Annotated in this window: 15 protein-coding genes; 6 read left to right on the top strand and 9 right to left on the bottom strand. The window is 72.0% G+C overall.

All coding sequences use genetic code 11. The features are described from left to right. From ACLJOU_RS11965 to ACLJOU_RS11995, 7 genes are read right to left on the bottom strand one after another with little or no spacing between them, the layout of a single operon-like run. A complete protein-coding gene (locus tag ACLJOU_RS11965) occupies window positions 1–2,019 on the bottom strand; it encodes a bifunctional aldolase/short-chain dehydrogenase (RefSeq protein WP_410566514.1) in 2,019 nt (672 codons plus the stop codon). Between the two features lie 2 nt (window positions 2,020–2,021). Continuing rightward, window positions 2,022–3,188: an L-rhamnose isomerase gene (gene rhaI / locus ACLJOU_RS11970; RefSeq protein WP_410566516.1), complete on the bottom strand. Its 1,167-nt coding sequence runs from the start codon at window positions 3,186–3,188 to the stop codon at window positions 2,022–2,024. A gap of 5 nt (window positions 3,189–3,193) precedes the next feature. Next, a complete protein-coding gene (locus tag ACLJOU_RS11975; RefSeq protein ID WP_410566518.1) occupies window positions 3,194–3,529 on the bottom strand; it encodes an L-rhamnose mutarotase in 336 nt (111 codons plus the stop codon). Next, the gene (gene rhaS, locus ACLJOU_RS11980) at window positions 3,529–4,590 is read right to left on the bottom strand and encodes a rhamnose ABC transporter substrate-binding protein (RefSeq protein WP_410566520.1); all 1,062 of its coding nucleotides are present in this window, start codon (window positions 4,588–4,590) and stop codon (window positions 3,529–3,531) included. The genes ACLJOU_RS11975 and rhaS overlap by 1 nt, the downstream gene beginning before the upstream one ends. A gap of 5 nt (window positions 4,591–4,595) precedes the next feature. Next, window positions 4,596–5,594, bottom strand: a complete 999-nt coding sequence (locus ACLJOU_RS11985) for an ABC transporter permease (RefSeq protein WP_410566521.1) — start codon at window positions 5,592–5,594, stop codon at window positions 4,596–4,598. After that, window positions 5,587–6,645: an ABC transporter permease gene (locus tag ACLJOU_RS11990; protein ID WP_410566523.1), complete on the bottom strand. Its 1,059-nt coding sequence runs from the start codon at window positions 6,643–6,645 to the stop codon at window positions 5,587–5,589. The genes ACLJOU_RS11985 and ACLJOU_RS11990 overlap by 8 nt, the downstream gene beginning before the upstream one ends. Next, window positions 6,642–8,159 (bottom strand): sugar ABC transporter ATP-binding protein, encoded by a 1,518-nt coding sequence (locus ACLJOU_RS11995; RefSeq protein ID WP_410566525.1) that lies wholly within the window; start codon window positions 8,157–8,159, stop codon window positions 6,642–6,644. Before ACLJOU_RS11995 ends, ACLJOU_RS11990 begins: the two co-directional genes overlap by 4 nt. Window positions 8,160–8,309: 150 nt before the next feature. On the opposite strand from ACLJOU_RS11995, the gene ACLJOU_RS12000 reads away from it, so the two are divergent. Both ACLJOU_RS12000 and ACLJOU_RS12005 read left to right on the top strand, forming a co-directional pair. Next, window positions 8,310–9,356, top strand: coding sequence for a LacI family DNA-binding transcriptional regulator (locus ACLJOU_RS12000; protein WP_410566527.1), 1,047 nt, complete (start codon window positions 8,310–8,312; stop codon window positions 9,354–9,356). 77 nt (window positions 9,357–9,433) lie between these two features. After that, window positions 9,434–11,764 carry a glycoside hydrolase family 2 TIM barrel-domain containing protein gene (locus ACLJOU_RS12005; RefSeq protein WP_410566529.1) on the top strand — a complete coding sequence of 777 codons (2,331 nt, stop codon included), beginning with the start codon at window positions 9,434–9,436 and terminating at the stop codon, window positions 11,762–11,764. A gap of 20 nt (window positions 11,765–11,784) precedes the next feature. On the opposite strand, the gene ACLJOU_RS12010 is transcribed toward ACLJOU_RS12005, so the two are convergent. After that, on the bottom strand, window positions 11,785–12,207 hold the full coding sequence (locus tag ACLJOU_RS12010; protein WP_410566531.1) for a MarR family winged helix-turn-helix transcriptional regulator: 423 nt from the start codon (window positions 12,205–12,207) through the stop codon (window positions 11,785–11,787). 92 nt (window positions 12,208–12,299) lie between these two features. Between ACLJOU_RS12010 and ACLJOU_RS12015 the strand changes: the two genes are divergently transcribed. The 4 genes from ACLJOU_RS12015 (at window position 12,300) to ACLJOU_RS12030 (ending at window position 15,764) form a co-directional block, all read left to right on the top strand. Continuing rightward, window positions 12,300–13,085, top strand: coding sequence for an alpha/beta fold hydrolase (locus tag ACLJOU_RS12015; protein WP_410566533.1), 786 nt, complete (start codon window positions 12,300–12,302; stop codon window positions 13,083–13,085). Between the two features lie 16 nt (window positions 13,086–13,101). Further along, window positions 13,102–13,857, top strand: coding sequence for an MBL fold metallo-hydrolase (locus ACLJOU_RS12020; protein ID WP_410566535.1), 756 nt, complete (start codon window positions 13,102–13,104; stop codon window positions 13,855–13,857). A gap of 420 nt (window positions 13,858–14,277) precedes the next feature. Further along, window positions 14,278–14,844 (top strand): hypothetical protein, encoded by a 567-nt coding sequence (locus tag ACLJOU_RS12025; RefSeq protein ID WP_410566537.1) that lies wholly within the window; start codon window positions 14,278–14,280, stop codon window positions 14,842–14,844. An 8-nt stretch (window positions 14,845–14,852) separates the two neighbouring features. After that, a complete protein-coding gene (locus tag ACLJOU_RS12030; RefSeq protein WP_410566538.1) occupies window positions 14,853–15,764 on the top strand; it encodes a hypothetical protein in 912 nt (303 codons plus the stop codon). A 59-nt stretch (window positions 15,765–15,823) separates the two neighbouring features. Here ACLJOU_RS12030 and ACLJOU_RS12035 read toward each other — a convergent pair whose 3' ends face one another. Continuing rightward, complete coding sequence (locus ACLJOU_RS12035; protein ID WP_410566540.1) at window positions 15,824–16,648, bottom strand: hypothetical protein; 825 nt, start codon at window positions 16,646–16,648, stop codon at window positions 15,824–15,826. Window positions 16,649–16,706 lie beyond the last annotated feature (58 nt).

Raw genomic sequence — 16,706 nt, forward strand, 5'->3', positions numbered from 1 at the left:
CTAACGCAGGAACGCGGCGGCCACCCCGGCGTCCACCGGCACGTGCAGGCCGGTGGTGTGGGTGAGCTCGCCGCCGGTGAGGGCGAACACCGCGGCGGCCACGTGCTCGGGCAGCACTTCGCGCTTGAGGATGGTCCGCTGGGCGTAGAACTCGCCGAGTTTCGACTCCTCGACGCCGTACACCGCGGCCCGCTGGGCACCCCAGCCGCCGGCGAAGATGCCGGAGCCCTGGACGACGCCGTCGGGGTTGACGCCGTTGACGCGGATGCCGTGCCCGCCGAGTTCGGCCGCCAGCAGCCGGACCTGGTGGGCCTGGTCGGCCTTCGCGGCGCCGTAGGCGACGTTGTTCGGGCCCGCGAACACCGAGTTCTTCGACGAGATGTAGACGATGTCGCCGCCGACTCCCTGCGCCACCATGGCCTTCGCCGCCGCCCGGGACACCAGGAACGAGCCCTTCGCCATCACGTCGTGCTGAAGGTCCCAGTCGCGTTCGGTGGTCTCCAGCAACGGCTTCGAGATCGACAGACCGGCGTTGTTGACGACCAGGTCGATGCCGCCGTAGGCGAGCACGGTGGCGTCGACCGCCGCCTGGACGGCGTCGGCGTCGGTGACATCGGCGGTGACGGCCGTGCCGCCGATCTCCGCCGCGACCTCCGCGGCCGCGTCGCCGTTCAGATCGGCGATCGTCACGCACGCGCCCTCGGCCGCGAGCCGCCGGGCGATGGCCTTGCCGATGCCCGAACCCGCCCCGGTGACGAGGGCGATCCGCCCGGCGAGGGGCTTGGGCTTCGGCATCCGCTGCAGCTTCGCCTCTTCGAGCACCCAGTACTCGATCCGGAACTTCTCGCTCTCCGGAATCGGCGAGTAGGTCGACACCGCCTCGGCGCCGCGCATGACGTTGATGGCGTTGACGTAGAACTCCCCCGCCACCCGCGCGGTCTGCTCGTCCTTGCCGAACGAGAACATGCCGACACCGGGAACCAGCACGATGGCCGGGTCGGCGCCTCGCATCGCGGGCGAATCGGCGTCGGCGTGCCGCTTGTAGTAGGCGCGGTAGGCGTCGCGGTACTCCGCGTGCAGCTCCTTCAGCCGCGCGACGACCTCTTCCAGCGGCGTGGTCGCGGTCAGGTCCACCACCAGGGGGCGGACCTTGGTGCGCAGGAAGTGGTCCGGACACGACGTGCCCAGCGCGGCCAGCGGCGCGAGCTTTTCCCGGGAGAGGAATTCGAGGACGACGTCGCTGTCGGTGTAGTGGCCGATGACGCGCTGGTCGGTCGAGGCGAGCCCGCGGATGACCGGCGCCAGCGCGGCCGCCCGCGCGTGCCGCTCGGCTTCCGGAAGGGCCTCGAAACCGGGAACGACCGGGCCGAACGGCTCCGGAGCACCGCGGGCGGCGAGGAATTCCTCCGCCGTGCGGATGATCTCCAGGGAGTTCCGCTCACACTCCTCGGAGGTGGCGCCCCAGGCGGTGATGCCGTGCCCGCCGAGGATGACGCCGATGGCCTGCGGGTTCGCGGCCTTCACCGCGGCGATGTCCAGGCCGAGCTGGAACCCGGGCCGCCGCCAGTCCACCCACGCGACGCGGTCGCCGAAGCATTCCTTGGTCAGCGCCGGGCCGTCGGCCGCGGTGGCCAGCGCGATGCCCGAATCCGGGTGCAGGTGGTCGACGTGCGGCGCCTCCACGAGACCGTGCATGGCGGTGTCGATCGACGGCGCCGCCCCGCCGCGGCCGTGCAGGCAGTAGTCGAACGCGGCGACCATCTCGTCCTCGCGCTCGACCCCCGGGTACACGTCCACCAGGGCGCGCAGCCGGTCCAGCCGCAGCACCGCCAGCCCGGCCTCGGTCAGCGTGCCGAGGTCGCCGCCGGAACCCTTGACCCACAGCACGTCGGTGGGCGCGCCGGTCACCGGGTCGGTCACCGCACCCTTGGCGGAGGTGTTGCCGCCGGCGTAGTTGGTGTTGCGCGGGTCGGCCCCCAGCGCGTTGCTGCGCGCGATGAGCTGCGCTGGCACGGTCATCGTCATGCTCCCCATCCGGCCTGCGTGCCGCCGGCGCGCTCGGCCACGATCTTCTCCTGGTACCGGCTGCGGTGGTAGGCGGCGATCGGGTCCGGGTCGAGCCCGCCGTCCGCACGCAGTTCGGCGAGCAGCGGCCGGACGTCGGTGTTGTAGGCGTCCATCAGCACGGCGTTCGCGCCGAGCACGTCACCCGCCTGCTGGGCCGCCCGCAACGCGGGGCGATCGACCAGCAGCGCCTTCGCGGTGGCTTCCTGGACGTTCATCACCGACCGGATGATCGCCGGGATCTTCGCCTCGATGTTGTGGCACTGGTCGAGCATGAACGCGATCCCGTACGCCGGGTCGAGGGCGTCGGCGCGGACGATCTCGTACATGATCCGGAACAGCTGGAACGGGTCCGCCGCCCCGACCATGAGGTCGTCGTCGGCGTAGAAGCGGGAGTTGAAGTCGAACGCGCCGAGCTTCCCGGCCCGCAGCAGGAACGCCACGATGAACTCGATGTTCGTCCCCGGAGCGTGGTGACCGGTGTCGATGCAGACGGTCGCCCGCTCCCCCAGCTCGACGCAGTGGGCGTAGGAGGTGCCCCAGTCCGGGACGTCGGTGGCGTAGAACGCGGGCTCGAACAGCTTGTATTCCAGCAGCATCCGCTGGTGGTCCCCGAGCCGGTCGTACGTCTCGCGAAGCGCCGCCGCGAGCCGGTCCTGGCGGTCGCGGAGGTCGTCCTGGCCCGGGTAGTTGATGCCGTCGGAGAACCACAGCTTCAAGTCCCGCGAACCCGTCGCGTCCATGATGTCGATGGCTTCGAGCAGGTGGTCGGTGGCCTTGCGGCGGATCCCGGCGTCCGGGTTGGTCACCGAACCGAGCTTGTAGTCCTCGTCCTGGAAGACGTTCGTGTTGATCGCGCCGATCTCGACCCCGAGGTCCCGCGCGTACGCGGTGAGGGCGGCGTAGTCGTCGACCTTGTCCCACGGGATGTGCAGCGCCACGCTGGGCGCGACCCCGGTGAGCCGGTGCACCACCGCGGCGTCGGCGATCTTCTCCTCGGGCGTGCGCGGGACACCCGGTTGCGGGAACACCTTGAACCGGGTGCCCGAGTTCGCGTACGCCCACGACGGCGTTTCGATGCGCTGGGCCCGCAAAGCCGCTTTGACCGCGGTCGAATCACCCATGGCGATCACTGTCCTTCCGGGACGTCGAGGTGGAAGACCTCGTCGAGCAGCTGGAACCCTTCGTCCGGCGGACCGCCGTCCAGGCCGGTGAAGAACTCCGCCATTTCCGCCTGCCAGCGGGTGTTGACGTCGGTCTCCGCCATGGCGGCCCGGGCGGCTTCGAGGTCGTCCGCCTCGACGTACCCGATCAGCAGGCCGTCGTCGCGGAGGAACAGCGAATAGTTGCGCCAGCCGGTGTCGTGCAGGGCCTGCCGCATCTCGGGCCACACCGCTCGGTGCCGCTCGGCGTACGCGGCTTTCCGGTCCGGCTTGACCTGGAGGCAGAAGCAGTACCGTGGCATCAGAAGTTGAACTTGTCGATGTTGTTCGCGTCGAACGTCGTCGGCGGGCCGAGCACGATCTCGCCGTTCTCGCCGATCGTGTAGTCGCCGAGCTTGCCCGCCTTGAACTTCTCGCCCTGCTTGCCGGTGATCTGGCCGGACTTCAGCGCCACACCGGCGTACGCGGCGAGGTAGCCGATGTCGGCCGGGTTCCACAGGGCGAACTGCTTGACGGTGCCGTCCTTGACGAAGGCGCGCATCTGGTTCGGCGTGCCGAGCCCGGTCACCGCGACCTTGCCCTTGTAGCTGGACGAGCTGACGTACCGCGCGGCCGCCGCGATGCCGACCGTGGTCGGCGAGACGATCACCTTGAGGTTCGGGAACGACTGCAGCAGGCCCTGTGCCTCCTGGAACGACTTCTGGTCGTCGTCGTTGCCGTAGGCGATCTTGTCCAGCTTCAGGCCCGCGTACTCCGGCTTGGCCAGTTCCTTCTTGAGGACGTCGATCCAGGCGTTCTGGTTGGTGGCGTTCGGTGTCGCGGACAGGACGGCGATCTCGCCGGAGCCGCCGGAGAGGTCCTTGGCCTGCTTGGCCAGCGCTTCGCCGATGCCCTGGGTGGTGGCCTGGTTGATGAAGACGTCGCGGCAGTCCTTGGCCGCGTCGGAGTCGAAGGCGACGACCTTGATCCCGGCGCTGCGGGCCTGGTTGAGCGACGGGCACACGGCGTTCGGGTCGTTGGCGGCGATGCCGATGACGTCCTGCTGCTGCTGGATCAGCGTGTTGATGTAGCTGACCTGCGACGACGCGCTGGCGTCGTTCGGCCCGACCAGCTTGTACTCGCCCTTCAGCTCGGTTAGGGCCGCCTTGCCGCCGCTGACCTCGATGTCGCTGTAGGGGTTGTTGAGCTGCTTCGGCAGGAACGCCATCTTGACGCCCTCCTTCGCCGCGGCGTTCGGGTTCGCCGCGGCGGTGGACTCGTTCCCGCCGGAGCCGGCGTTGTCGTTCTTCGTCGTGCCGCTGCAGGCGGCCAGGACGAGCACCAGCCCGGCCGACACTGCGCCGGTGAGGAACCGTCGGGACATCTTCGTCACCTTTCCGGAGTTGCCGCATGCCGACGGCGACGCACAGCCGTGCGAGCCGAAGTCACGATGTTGGGGAGCAGGACCGACACGATGAGGAGCACGCCGGTCACGATGTTGAGCGCTTCGTTCGAGACGTCCTGCAGGCGCAGGGCGTTCTGCAGGGACGCGAGCAGGACCACCCCGGCGAGCACGCCGGGCAGCGTGCCCTTGCCGCCGAAGATGGACACACCGCCGAGCAGCACGGCGGCCACGACGGCCAGTTCGATGCCGAACCCGTTGTCGGCGCGGGCGCTGGAGTACCGCAGGGTCCACAGCACACCCGCGAGACCGGCGACCGCGCCGCTCACGACGTACAGCCAGAACTTCAGCCGCCCGGTGCGGATGCCGGCGAACCGCGCCACCTGCTCCCCCGCGCCGGCGGCGAAGACCCCGCGGCCGACCGGGGTGGCGTGCAGCACGACGCCGAAGACCAATGCGACGACGATCAGCGGGATCAGCACGTTCGGGATCGGGCCGTCGCCGATCGTGCCGGTGACCCAGCTCGTGTAGGCCCGCGGGAAGTCGGCGACCGCGCTGTCGCCCAGCACCACGAACGCGAGGCCGCGGTACAGCGCCAGGGTGCCGATCGTGACGGCCAGCGACGGCAGCTTGAGCACGGTGACGAAGAAGCCGTTCAGCGCGCCGAGGACCGCACCGAGGACGATGCAGAGGGGGATGATCGTCTCGATCGACAGCCCGGCGTTCCACAGCGACCCCATCACCGCCGACGTCAGGCCGAGCGTGCTCGCCACCGAGAGGTCGATCTCGCCGGTGACGATGATGAACGTCATCGGCAGCGCGACCAGCGCGATCGGCAGCAGGTCGAGCAGCAGGAAGGTGAAGTTGCGGCTGGTGCCGAAGTTCTCGACGGCGCCGGAGGCGACGACCAGGACGAGCACCGTCACGAGCACGACGGCGGCGTCCCAGCTGAGCAGCCTGCCGAGCCAGTTCCCGGAGTCAGACATGGGAATCCCTCTCCTGCGTTCTCGAGCGCCTTCGCAGTGTTTTCTCGATCCGCACGGCGACCAGCCGATCGGCGCCGATGGCCAGCAGGATCAGCGCGCCGACGATGGCCTGCTGCCAGAACTGGTTGATGTCGAGCACGGCGAGGGCGCTGCCGATCACGGTCAGCAGGAGCGCGCCGAGGCCCGCACCCCAGACCGAGCCGCTGCCGCCGAACACCGCGACCCCGCCGACGACGGCCGCGGCGACGACGTTGAGCTCGTAGCCGGTGCCGGCGGCGGCGTCCACGGTGCCGAACCGGGCCGCGAACAGCACTCCGGCCAGACCGGCGAGCGCGCCGCTGACCAGGAACGCCGCGCTGGTGTTGCGGCCGACCCGGATGCCGGCCAGCTGCGCGGCCTGCGGGCTCGACCCCATCGCGTACAGCTCGCGCCCGGCGCGGTAGCTGCGCAGCACGATCCCGGCGACGACCAGGACGAGCACCGCGATGAGGACGAGCCACGGCACGCCGAGCACCGACGCGGTGCCGAAGTCCAGGAAGGACGCCGGCAGCTTGTCGGCGTTGATCTGCCGGCCGCCGGCCCAGAAGTAGCTGACACCGCGGTAGGCGTAGAGCGTGCCGAGCGTGACGACCAGCGCGGGCACCTGGCCGAAGCGCACCAGGGCGCCGTTGACCAGCCCGCACACCGCGCCGACGGCGAGCCCGGCCAGGAGCGCGACAAGCACCGGCAGGCCCGGGTGGTCCTTCATCAGCGTGCCCGCGGCGAACGCGGACAGGCCGAGCACCGAGCCGACCGAGAGGTCGATGTTGCGGGTGATCATCACGATGGCCTGCCCGGTGGCGAGCACGGCCAGGATCGCGGTCCCCAGCAGGATGTCGCGGATGCTCTGCCCGGACAGGAACCGGGAGTTCTGGCTCGCGGTGAACGCGACGAGCACAATCAGCGCGAGGACGATGCCGGATTCGCGGGCCTTCAGCACGTTCGCGGTCCACGACCGTCGCGAGTGGACAGTCGATCCGCCGGTCACGCGGGCCTCCTCGGTGACGGTCATGCGGCGGCCCCCTGTCCCATCGCGGCGAACATCACCGAGTCCTCGGTCGCCTCGGCGCGCGGGAGTTCGGCCACGATCCGGCCCTCGCGCATCACCAGCACGCGGTCGGCCATGCCCAGCACCTCCGGCAGTTCCGAGGACACCATCACGATCGCGACGCCCTCGGCGGCCAGCGCCGACATCAGGCGGTGGACTTCGGCCTTCGTGCCGACGTCGATGCCGCGCGTCGGCTCGTCGACAATCAGCACCTTCGGCGCCATCGCCAGCCACTTGGCCAGCACGACCTTCTGCTGGTTCCCGCCCGAGAGCGTGCCGACGGGGTCGCCGAGGCGGCCGTACTTGGTACGCAGCCGTTCGGTCCAGCGCCGCGCCTCCCGGCGTTCGCTCGCGCCGGTCAGGAGGCCGAGTTTCGAGAGCGCGCGCGAGCGCGGCAGCGTCACGTTCCGCTCGATCGAGAGGTCCATGATCAGGCCCTGCTGGCGCCGGTCTTCGGGGACCAGCGCCATTCCGGCGGCCATCGCGGCCCGCGACGAGTGCGGCTTGAGCTTCTTGCCGTTCACCTTCACCACGCCCGCGTCCCGCTCGTCGACGCCGAAGACGGCCTGGACGACCTCCGAGCGGCCGGAGCCGACCAGCCCGGCGAACGCGACGATTTCCCCGGCGCGCACGGAGAAGGAGACGTCGCGGAACACGCCTTCGCGGGCGAGGCCCGCGACTTCGAGCACGACCGCGCCGGGTTCGACGTCCTGCTTGGGGAACAGCGCGTCGAGGTCGCGGCCGACCATCCGCTTCACCATCTCTTCGACGGTGACGTCCTCGAGGGCGTCGGTGGAAACGTGCTTGCCGTCGCGCATGATCGTCACGCGCTGGCAGAGCTCGGTGATCTCCTCGAAGCGGTGGGAGATGAACATGATCGCCGCGCCTTCCGCACGCAGCGTCCGGGCGACGCCGAAGAGCCGCTCGACCTCGACCTGCGTCAGCGCGGCGGTCGGTTCGTCCATCACCAGCACCCGGGCGTCGGCACCGAGTGCCTTGGCGATCTCGACGATCTGCTGGTCGGCGATGGACAGGCCGCGGGCCGGGCGGGCGGGGTCGATCCGGACGCCGAGGCGGGTGAACAGCCGCTCGGCCTCGGCGCGGATCGCCGCCCGGTCGATCCGGCCGAGGCTCTTGCGCGGGTGGCGGCCCATCACGATGTTCTCCGCGACGCTGAGGTCCGGGAACAGCGTGGGTTCCTGGTAGATGACCGCGATACCGGCCGCCTTCGCGTCGGCGGGCGAGCCGAACGCGACCGGCCGGCCCTCCAGCAGCAGCGTGCCGTCGTCGGGCCGGTGCACCCCGGCCAGCATCTTCACGATCGTGGACTTGCCGGCGCCGTTCTCCCCGACCAGCGCGTGGGCTTCCCCGGCGTGCAGCCCGAAGCTCACCCCGGCCACGGCCGCGACTGCGCCGAACGATTTCGTCACGCCGCGCACCTCCAGCAGAGGGGCCCGGCCCGGGCGTGGGCGCGTCATCGCGACCTCCGGATTGAAAGGTTTCACAAACCTGGTGCGGTGAAGCTACTATGCACCGGAACGAGAAGTCAACGAATCCGCGAAGGCGTGGCCAAATGGCATCGTCACCAGGTCATTCCCGGTGATGTTACGTTTCAACCAGGGGGGCAGATGGTGGTCAGGGAGCCCGGCGCCGAGCCACGCGCGGCGGGCATGAAGGAGGTCGCCGCGGCCGCCGGTGTCTCCCTCGGCACGGTCTCCAATGTGCTCAACCGGCCCGACCGGGTCAGCCCGGCGACCCGCGCCAGGGTCGAGGCCGCGATGGCCGAACTCCGCTTCGTGCGCAATGAATCCGCGCGGCAGCTGCGGGCCGGGCGCAGCCGGGTGCTGGCCTACGTCATGCTCGACGGCAGCAACCCGTTCTTCACCGACGTCGCGGCCGGCATGGAGGACGCCGCCGACGCCGCCGGGGAGGGCGACCTCTCGCTGTTCCTCTGCAACAGCGCGCACCAGCCGTCGCGCGAAGCCGCGTACCTCGGGCGCCTCGAACAGCAGCGCGTCCAGGGCATCCTCATCACCCCGGTCGACCCGGACGCCCCGGCGCTGGGCGAGCTGGCGCGCCGCGGCACGCCGGTGGTGGTCGTCGACCGCACACCCGAAGGCACCACGCACTGCTCGGTGGCGGTCGACGACGTCCACGGCGGCGAGATCGCCGTGCGGCACCTGGTCGAACAGGGCCACGAGCGGATCGCCTTCATCGGCAACCACACGACGGTCGGCCAGGTCCGCGACCGCCGGCTCGGCGCGCTGCGGGCCCTTCAAGCCGCGGGCCTCGGCCCGGACCACCTGGTCGACCTGACGACGACGGCCCTGACCGTGGCCGACGGCCGCGGCGCGGGCGAGCGCTGGGCGGGCCTGCCGGCCCCGGTCCGCCCGACGGCGGCGTTCTGCGCCAACGACCTGGTCGCCCTCGGCCTGCTCCAGACGTGCGCGAACCTCCGGATGCGCGTCCCGGACGACCTGGCGATCGTGGGCTACGACGACATCGAGTTCGCCGCGGCGGCCGCGGTGCCGCTGACATCGGTCCGCCAGCCCCGGCGGCGCCTGGGCCGCACGGCGGTGGAACTCCTGCTCGCGGAGGTGTCCGAAACCGGCCACGAACACCGGAAGGTCGTGTTCACGCCGGAACTGGTGGTCCGGGCGTCCACCCTGCGCTGAGGCAACCCCCTGATCGTTTGTGACGTCTTGCCGGTGACAGGCGATAACCCCAGGGAGCCCGAGCACGGAGGTCGCCGATGGCCGACACGCAGCCGCGGCTGTCCCGGCGGCGGTTCCTGGCCGCGGGCGGGGCGGCGCTGCTCGGCGTCGTCGCCGGGTCGGCCGGGCACGCCGCGCCGGCACCGGATGCCCTGCGGCTGGGCGATTTCTGGCTGTTCGGGCGGTACGACGACGGCTGCACCGAGCTCGGCTTCGACGAGATCGACCTCTCGCCGGTACAGCTGCCCCACTGCGTGACGCCGCTTTCGTGGACCGGGTGGGACCCGGCGTCCTGGCAGGACCGCTGGATCTACCGCAAGCACTTCACCGCGGCCACCGCCGATCGCCACACCGCCCGGTTCGACGGGGTCATGACCAACGCGCAGGTGCACCTCAACGGCACGCTCGTCGCCACCCACGAAGGCGGCTACCTGCCCTTCGAGGTGGAGCTGCGGGACGTCGTGGCGGGCGACAACGTGCTCGCCGTGGTCGTCGACGGGCGGTGGGCGCTCGACGTCCCGCCCAACCTGCCGCGCACCGGCGGCCCGTCGGTCATCGACTTCTACCAGCCGGCCGGGATCTACCGGTCCGCCACGGTCGGCGCGGTGCCGCGGGTCCGGCTGGCCGACGTCTTCGCGCGGCCGGTCGACGTCCTCTCCCCCACCCGGTCGCTGCACCTGAGCTGCACGCTCGACGCGCCCGTCGTGGGCGAGGTGACCGCGGTGGTGCGCCAGGACGGGCGCGAACTCGCCCGCGGGGCCACGGCGGTGCGCGGCACCACCGCCGCATTCGACATCGGCGGGCTCGGCGCCGTCCGGCTGTGGGACGTCGAAGACCCGGCGCTGTGCGAGGTCGTCGTCACCGTCCAGTCCGGAAAGCGCCCCCTGGACCAGCGGGTGGTGCGGACCGGGTTCCGTGACGCGCGGTTCACCCCCGGCGGCTTCTTCCTCAACGGACGGCGGCTCGAGCTGTTCGGCCTCAACCGCCACCAGTGGTACCCGTTCGCCGGCGGGGCGCTGCCCGACCGCGTGCAGCGGCGCGACGCGGAAATCCTGCGCCGGGAGCTGAACTGCACCATGGTCCGCTGCTCGCACTACCCGCAGTCGAGCGCGTTCCTCGACGCCTGCGACGAGCTGGGCCTGCTGGTGTGGGAGGAGATCCCGGGCTGGGGGCACGTCGGGGACGACGCCTGGCAGCGGCGGAACCTGGCCGACGTCGAAGGCATGGTCGTGCGCGACCGCAACCACCCGAGCATCGTCGTCTGGGGCACGCGGGTGAACGAGGCCACCGGCACGACGGCGATGTACGGGCGAACCGGGCAGCGGGCCCGCGAGCTGGACCCGTCCCGGCCCACCAGCGGGGCGCTGGCCAGCTCCACCCTCGCCCGGTTCGCCGGCAGCGACGTCGAAGTCCTCGCCTACAACGACTACACCGCGCGGCGCGGGGCGCCGTTCCGGCTGCGCCCGCCGCGGCCGGGGGTGCCGTACCTGGTCACCGAGACGATCGGCACGCTCGCCGGGGCCCGCGCGTACCGCCGCACCGACCCCCCGGCCGTCCGGCAGCAGCAGGCGGAACTGCACGCGAAGGCGCACGACCTGGCCGCGGCCGACGACCGCTACTGCGGGCTGCTCGCCTGGTGCGCGTTCGACTACCCCTCGGGCTGGCAGCGGGCGATCGGCGGCTCGAAGTACGCCGGGGTGTCGGACATCTTCCGCCTCCCCAAGCCCGCCGCGGCGTTCTACGCCTCGCAGGTGGATCCGCGGGTGCGCCCGGTCATCGAACCCGGCTTCGCCTGGGACTTCACCGCCCAGCCGGCCGGCCCCGGTGCGGGCGCGACGATCTGGTCGAACTGCGACCGCCTGCTGCTGTTCCTCGACGACCGGCCCGCCGGCGAGGCCCGCAGCCGGCGCGGCGACTTCCCGCACCTGCGGTACCCGCCGTTCGCGGCGGATCTGGTGGTGCCGAAGGGCAGGCGGCCGCAGCTGCGCATCGACGGCTACGCCGGCGGACGGCTGGTGCTGAGCCGCCGCTTCAGCGGCGACCGCGGCTCGGACGTGCTCGGCTGCGTGCCCGACGACCCCGAACTGCGCGGCGACGGCACCGACGCGACCCGGGTGGTGGTGGCGGCGACGGACCGCTTCGGCACCCTGCGCGCGGGCACGACGGGCGTGGTGCGCCTGGCGCTGACCGGCCCCGGCGAGCTGGTCGGCGATCCGGCCCTGGACTTCGGGGCCACGGGCGGCGCGGCCGCGGTGTGGCTGCGGCCGTTCACCGGGCCACCGGGAACGCTGACGCTGACCGCCCGCCACCCGACCCTCGGCACGGCCACGGCCACGGTCCGGGTGACGACGAACGCGACCCGCCCCTGACACTGCCGCCGGGCCGCCCGCTACGCCGTCGGGTCCGGCCCCAGTGCGCGGGCCAGCAGCTCGCCCAGCTGGTCGAGCTGCGCCTCCGACAGGTCCCGGAACGACGACTCGACGATGCCGTCCACGAGGTCCTGCCCCTCGGCGCGCAGCCGCGCGCCTTCTTCGGTCAGCCGGTGCCGGACGGCTCGGCCCGGGCCGGGGACGCGTTCGATGAGCCCCCGCTGGGCCATCCGGGTCGCCAGCGAGCCGAAGGACTGGTCGGTCTGGAACGTCAGCACCGCCAGCTCGTGCAGCGAAGCCTCCGGGCGGCGGTGCAGGTGGCGCAGGGTGTCCCACTGCACGAGCGAAAGCCCCAGCGGTGCCAGCGCCCGGCTCAGGGCCCGGTGGTGGCGGTACTGCAGCCGCTTGACGGCCAGGGCGACGTCGCCGGGACGGTGTTTCATGCGGGCCAGCCTAGCCGACCGAGACCAGCTTGCTTATCTAAAGAACCTTATATAAGGTTCCTTAGGTAAGCCCACGCGACCGAGAAGGACCCATGACGACACTCCCCGCGGCCGGCTCCCTCCGGCCCACCCGCACCGAAACCCGCACCCTCGGCCCGGCCGAAGTGACCTACGAGGACCGCGACCGCACCCGCCCGTTCCTGCTGCTGCACGGCGGCGGCGGGGTCGCGACCATGACCGGGTTCGCCGACCTGCTCGCCGAACGCACCCACTCCCGGGTGCTGCTGCCCACCCACCCGGGTTTCGCCGGCACCCCGAAGGCCGGCCACCTCACCGGCGTGCCCGACCTGGCCCGGCTGTACGTCGGGCTGCTGGACGAGCTCGGCCTCACCGACGTCACCGTGCTCGGCAACTCCTTCGGGGGCTGGCTGGCCGCCGAGATCGCCCTGCTGAAGAGCCCGCGGGTCAGCGGCGCGGTCATCGTCGACGGGATCGGCATCGAGGTCGACGGCCACCCGCTGACCGACATCAGCGGCATGACGCCGTCCGAAATCCGGCCACTGTCCTTCCACGACCCGGCCAAGGCGCCGGTGCCGGCGGCCGGGGGCACCGGACCGAGCCCGGACGTGCGTGCCCTGATCGGCTACACCGGGCCCACCATGGCGGACCCGACGCTGGCCGGGCGGCTCGGCGAGCTCGACGTCCCCGTGCACGTGATCTGGGGCGAAAGCGACGGCATCGCCGGCCCGGCCTACGGAAAGGCCTACGCCGCCGCGATCCCGACGTCGACGTTCACCCTGCTCCCCCGCACCGGCCACCTGCCGCAGGTGGAAACGCCCGAGGAACTGCTGGGTGCCCTGCTCGACCTCGGCCGCTGACGGAAGGAACACCTCCATGCGCACCACACTGAGCGTGACCCGCGTCGGGCACGCCTGCCAGCTGATCGACATCGGCGGGATCCGCGTCCTGACCGACCCGTGGTTCACCCAGGCCGCGACCTACTACCCGGGTGAGCCGGTCGCCTCGACCGTCGCCGCACTGGGCCGGGTCGACGCCGTCGTCGTCAGCCACGAGCACTACGACCACTGCGACCTCGACGCCCTCGTCGCCGGCGGCTTCGACCTCGGCACCCCGCTCATCGGACCCGGGACGGTCGCGGCGATCGCGCGGGACAAGGGTTTCCGCGACGTCCGGGTCGTCGAGGCGTGGGAAGCCGCGACGGTCGGCGACCTCACCGTGACGGCGGCACCGGGCAAGCACGGCGTCCACGAGGTTACGTTCGTCATCCAGGCCGGCGGCCGCGCGGTCTTCTTCGGCGGCGATTCGCTGCGGGTCCCGGAACTCGACACGATCCCGGACCGGTTCGGGCCGCTCGACCTGGCCATCCTGCCGGTCAACGGCCTGTGCATCCGGCCGCTGCACCTCCGGCAGGTGGTGATGGACGCGGAGGAGGCGGCCGGGCTGACGGCGGTGCTGAAACCGGCCTTGGCGGTACCGCACCACTACGCCTTCCACAGTGGCCGGCTGGGCGACCGGATGATCACCAAGGGCGACCGGGACCCGCGGCACTACGCCGACGCGGTGGCGCGGCTCGCCCCGGAGGTCCCCGTCCGGCTGGTCCTGCCCGGCACGCCGGTCGTGGTCCCGTGAGCACCACCGGCCGGCACCTGCCCGAGGCGCCCGGAAAGGCGGTTGTCCCGCCCGGGAAACAGAACCGGCTGTCCGAGTCTTCCTCGGCGGGCGGGTAGCCGCGTCCACTGTGGATCGGGGCGGACAGACGAGGCCCGGCGACGGCTTCAGCAGCCCGCGCGAACGGCGCTGGGCGGGTCGAAGGCGACGTCGAACTCGCTGCCGTGCAGCGCCTCGTCCTTCACCAGCCGCCGCAGCGCCGCGTCGACCTAGTGGATCACCGGTGGTCCCCCACGATGATCGCGAGCGCCCGCCCCGGTCACCGCGCAGCGGCGAACCTTCGGGTACCCCGGGCCGCCCGCAAGGGACAACGCCGGCCGCGATCTTGTAACGGCTCCCCGGCCGAAACGACTACCGGGGCAGGCGAACGAAGGTGACGGCATGCGACGGATCCCCCGCCCGACCGCACTGGCCCTCGGCCTGCTGGTGGCCGGCTGCGGCGGACCCGGCCCTGCGCCGGGGACGCCGGTCTCCGTCCCGACCGAAGCCGGTACCGGCATCGCGACCACCGCCTCCGCCGGCGAACCGGCCGCCACCTCAACCCCGCCGACCTCAACCCCGCCGACCTCGGCCGCCGGCCCCACGGCTTCGGCTTCGCGGCCCACCGCGGCCCCCACCACCGCGAAGACGTCCCGGAAGCCGCCGAAGGTCGCGCCCACGACCGCGAAACCGCCCGCCAAGGGCTCACCCGTGCGGACCGCGCCCATCGACATCGTCGGCAGCTCCTACGCCGAGACCGGACCGCTGACCCGGGCGCAGCTGGCGGACGAATGCGGCGGCACCCTCTGCGTCACCATCCGGGAAACCGTCGAGGGACCGCCGGACCCGAACCAGGACTGCACGGTCAAGCGGATCGTGCAGTCGGTGCCGATCTACCGCGGCGACACGATCACCGTGGTGCTCACCGATCCGTGCGGTGGCTTCACCGAACCGTCGCCGACCGGCTAGCGGCGGCCATGGCGAACCGGCTCCGGTCGCTCCGGCCCCCGCGGGCGGAAGCGGTGCCCGAAAGCCCGTCGAAGGCGATGCGCCTGCTCGGCTCGGTGGTCGCGCCGACGACCGTGCTCACCGGGCTGCTGTTCTTCTTCGGCAGGCAGCACGCCAACTGGCTCCTGGACTACTTCGGCGTCCCGCTCTCGACCATGGGCCTGACCGCCGAGGACTACCTGGTCCGCAGCGCGGACGGCCTGTTCGCGCCGATCGCCGTCGTGGTCGCCGGGGTACTGGTGCTGCTGTGGCTGTACCGCTTCCTGCGCGCCCGCCTCGCCGAAACGGCCTGGCAGCGGCTGCTGCGCGTCGCCACCCCGGTCGCGGTCGTGGGCGGGGTCGCCGGCGTCGCGGTGGCGGCGGTCGGCGTGGTGCACCCCGAAGCCTTCGCAACGTCGTACGCCGTGCCCGGCGCCGGGCTGTCCCTGGGTGTCCTGTTCCTCGTGGCCGCCTCGCGGATGCTCGCGTCGCGGGCCGGGCGGCCCTGGCCGGCCGCCCTCGCCACCGCCGAGTGGCTGGCGGCGTTCGTGCTGGTCAGCGTGGGTCTCTTCTGGGCCGTGGCCGACTACTCCGCCTCGGTCGGCGTCGGCCGGGCCCTCGAGATCGAAGGCACGCTGGCCGGTCCGCCGGAGACCGTCGTCTACAGCGCCAAGAGCCTCAACCTCACCGCACCCGGCGTCCGCGAAACCCCCTGCCGCCACCCCGACAGCGCCTACCACTACCGGTACACCGGGCTGAAGCTGATCCTGCAGTCCGGCGGCCAGTACTTCCTCCTGCCCGTGCAGTGGCACAAGGCCGACGGGACCGCCGTCGTGCTGCCGCGCACCGATGCCCTGCGGCTCGAGTTCACCCCCGCCGCGGATCCGGACGCACCTTGCTGAGCGAGCCGGGTCCGCGCAGTGCGGACCCGGCTCGCTCAGCCTCGGCTTCGATCGCGGAATCAGCCCCGGTCGTAGGCGAAGTCGTCGCCGGCGTGGTGCTCGGCCCAGACGTTGTCGTCGTCCGTGGTGTCGGCCACCGCGGTGACCGAGTGCGCCGCCGCACCGCTCACCCCGGCCGCGGTGTACCAGGCGTGGTAAGCCGCGTGGTCCGGCACGGCCAGCGCGTGCGCACCCTCCGACGATGCGCCGTACGGGCCGGCCGACAGCTTCTCCGCGTCGTACACGGCGTGGTGCTCACCCGCGTGGCTCGCCACGTGCCCCGTGGACGCGCCGTCCGCGCCGGCCGAGTGCATCTCGGCGTAGTAGCTCACGTCGTCGGCGTCGTGGTGCTCGGTGTTGTACACCGGGTGCACGACGTAGCCGACCGGCTCCTGGTTCACCGGGTCGGGGTGGCTCACGACGTGGTGCACGGCCGGGCTGTCGTCGTCGTAGTCGCCCATGACGTAGCCGTGGCCGTCGTAGCCGTGGCCGTCGTAGTCGTCGCAGTCACCGTCGTCCTGGCCGTGCCAGGTGCCGTGCACCGTGTGGTGCCACGCCGGGTTCCAGCCGTCGTCGCCGGACTCGCCGTTGTGCGTGACGTAGGCGCCGCCGATGCCGGCCACGGCCGACTCGGACTCCGACCAGTGGTGGTTTCCCCACCAGGTCCCGCCTTCGTCGGTGTCGGTCGTGCCCGCACCGCCGATGCCGGCCCAGGTGGCGGAGCTGTGGGCGGACCAGGTGTCATTCGGCACGCCGAGCGGGTGCGCCGTCGCCGGACCGGCGATGACGAGGGAAAGCGGCAGCGCGAAAGCGCCGGCGACAGCCAGTCGTCGCAATGTGGACATGATTTCTCGGGGTTCCCTTCCTGAGTGCGGCGGCCGGGTTTCATTCGGGGCCCGTACG

Source organism: Amycolatopsis sp. cmx-4-61 (assembly GCF_046548775.1).
Classification (GTDB): Bacteria; Actinomycetota; Actinomycetes; order Mycobacteriales; family Pseudonocardiaceae; genus Amycolatopsis.

Coding starts and splice junctions, on each gene's coding strand:
- ACLJOU_RS12035 (WP_410566540.1), bottom strand. CDS start 16,648: ATGTCCACATTGCGACGACTGGCTGTCGCCGGCGCTTTCGCGCTGCCG.
- rhaS (WP_410566520.1), bottom strand. CDS start 4,590: ATGTCCCGACGGTTCCTCACCGGCGCAGTGTCGGCCGGGCTGGTGCTC.
- ACLJOU_RS12015 (WP_410566533.1), top strand. CDS start 12,300: ATGACGACACTCCCCGCGGCCGGCTCCCTCCGGCCCACCCGCACCGAA.
- ACLJOU_RS12000 (WP_410566527.1), top strand. CDS start 8,310: ATGGTGGTCAGGGAGCCCGGCGCCGAGCCACGCGCGGCGGGCATGAAG.
- ACLJOU_RS11975 (WP_410566518.1), bottom strand. CDS start 3,529: ATGCCACGGTACTGCTTCTGCCTCCAGGTCAAGCCGGACCGGAAAGCC.
- rhaI (WP_410566516.1), bottom strand. CDS start 3,188: ATGGGTGATTCGACCGCGGTCAAAGCGGCTTTGCGGGCCCAGCGCATC.
- ACLJOU_RS11965 (WP_410566514.1), bottom strand. CDS start 2,019: ATGACCGTGCCAGCGCAGCTCATCGCGCGCAGCAACGCGCTGGGGGCC.
- ACLJOU_RS12025 (WP_410566537.1), top strand. CDS start 14,278: ATGCGACGGATCCCCCGCCCGACCGCACTGGCCCTCGGCCTGCTGGTG.
- ACLJOU_RS12010 (WP_410566531.1), bottom strand. CDS start 12,207: ATGAAACACCGTCCCGGCGACGTCGCCCTGGCCGTCAAGCGGCTGCAG.
- ACLJOU_RS12005 (WP_410566529.1), top strand. CDS start 9,434: ATGGCCGACACGCAGCCGCGGCTGTCCCGGCGGCGGTTCCTGGCCGCG.
- ACLJOU_RS11995 (WP_410566525.1), bottom strand. CDS start 8,159: ATGACGCGCCCACGCCCGGGCCGGGCCCCTCTGCTGGAGGTGCGCGGC.
- ACLJOU_RS12030 (WP_410566538.1), top strand. CDS start 14,853: ATGGCGAACCGGCTCCGGTCGCTCCGGCCCCCGCGGGCGGAAGCGGTG.
- ACLJOU_RS11990 (WP_410566523.1), bottom strand. CDS start 6,645: ATGACCGTCACCGAGGAGGCCCGCGTGACCGGCGGATCGACTGTCCAC.
- ACLJOU_RS11985 (WP_410566521.1), bottom strand. CDS start 5,594: ATGTCTGACTCCGGGAACTGGCTCGGCAGGCTGCTCAGCTGGGACGCC.
- ACLJOU_RS12020 (WP_410566535.1), top strand. CDS start 13,102: ATGCGCACCACACTGAGCGTGACCCGCGTCGGGCACGCCTGCCAGCTG.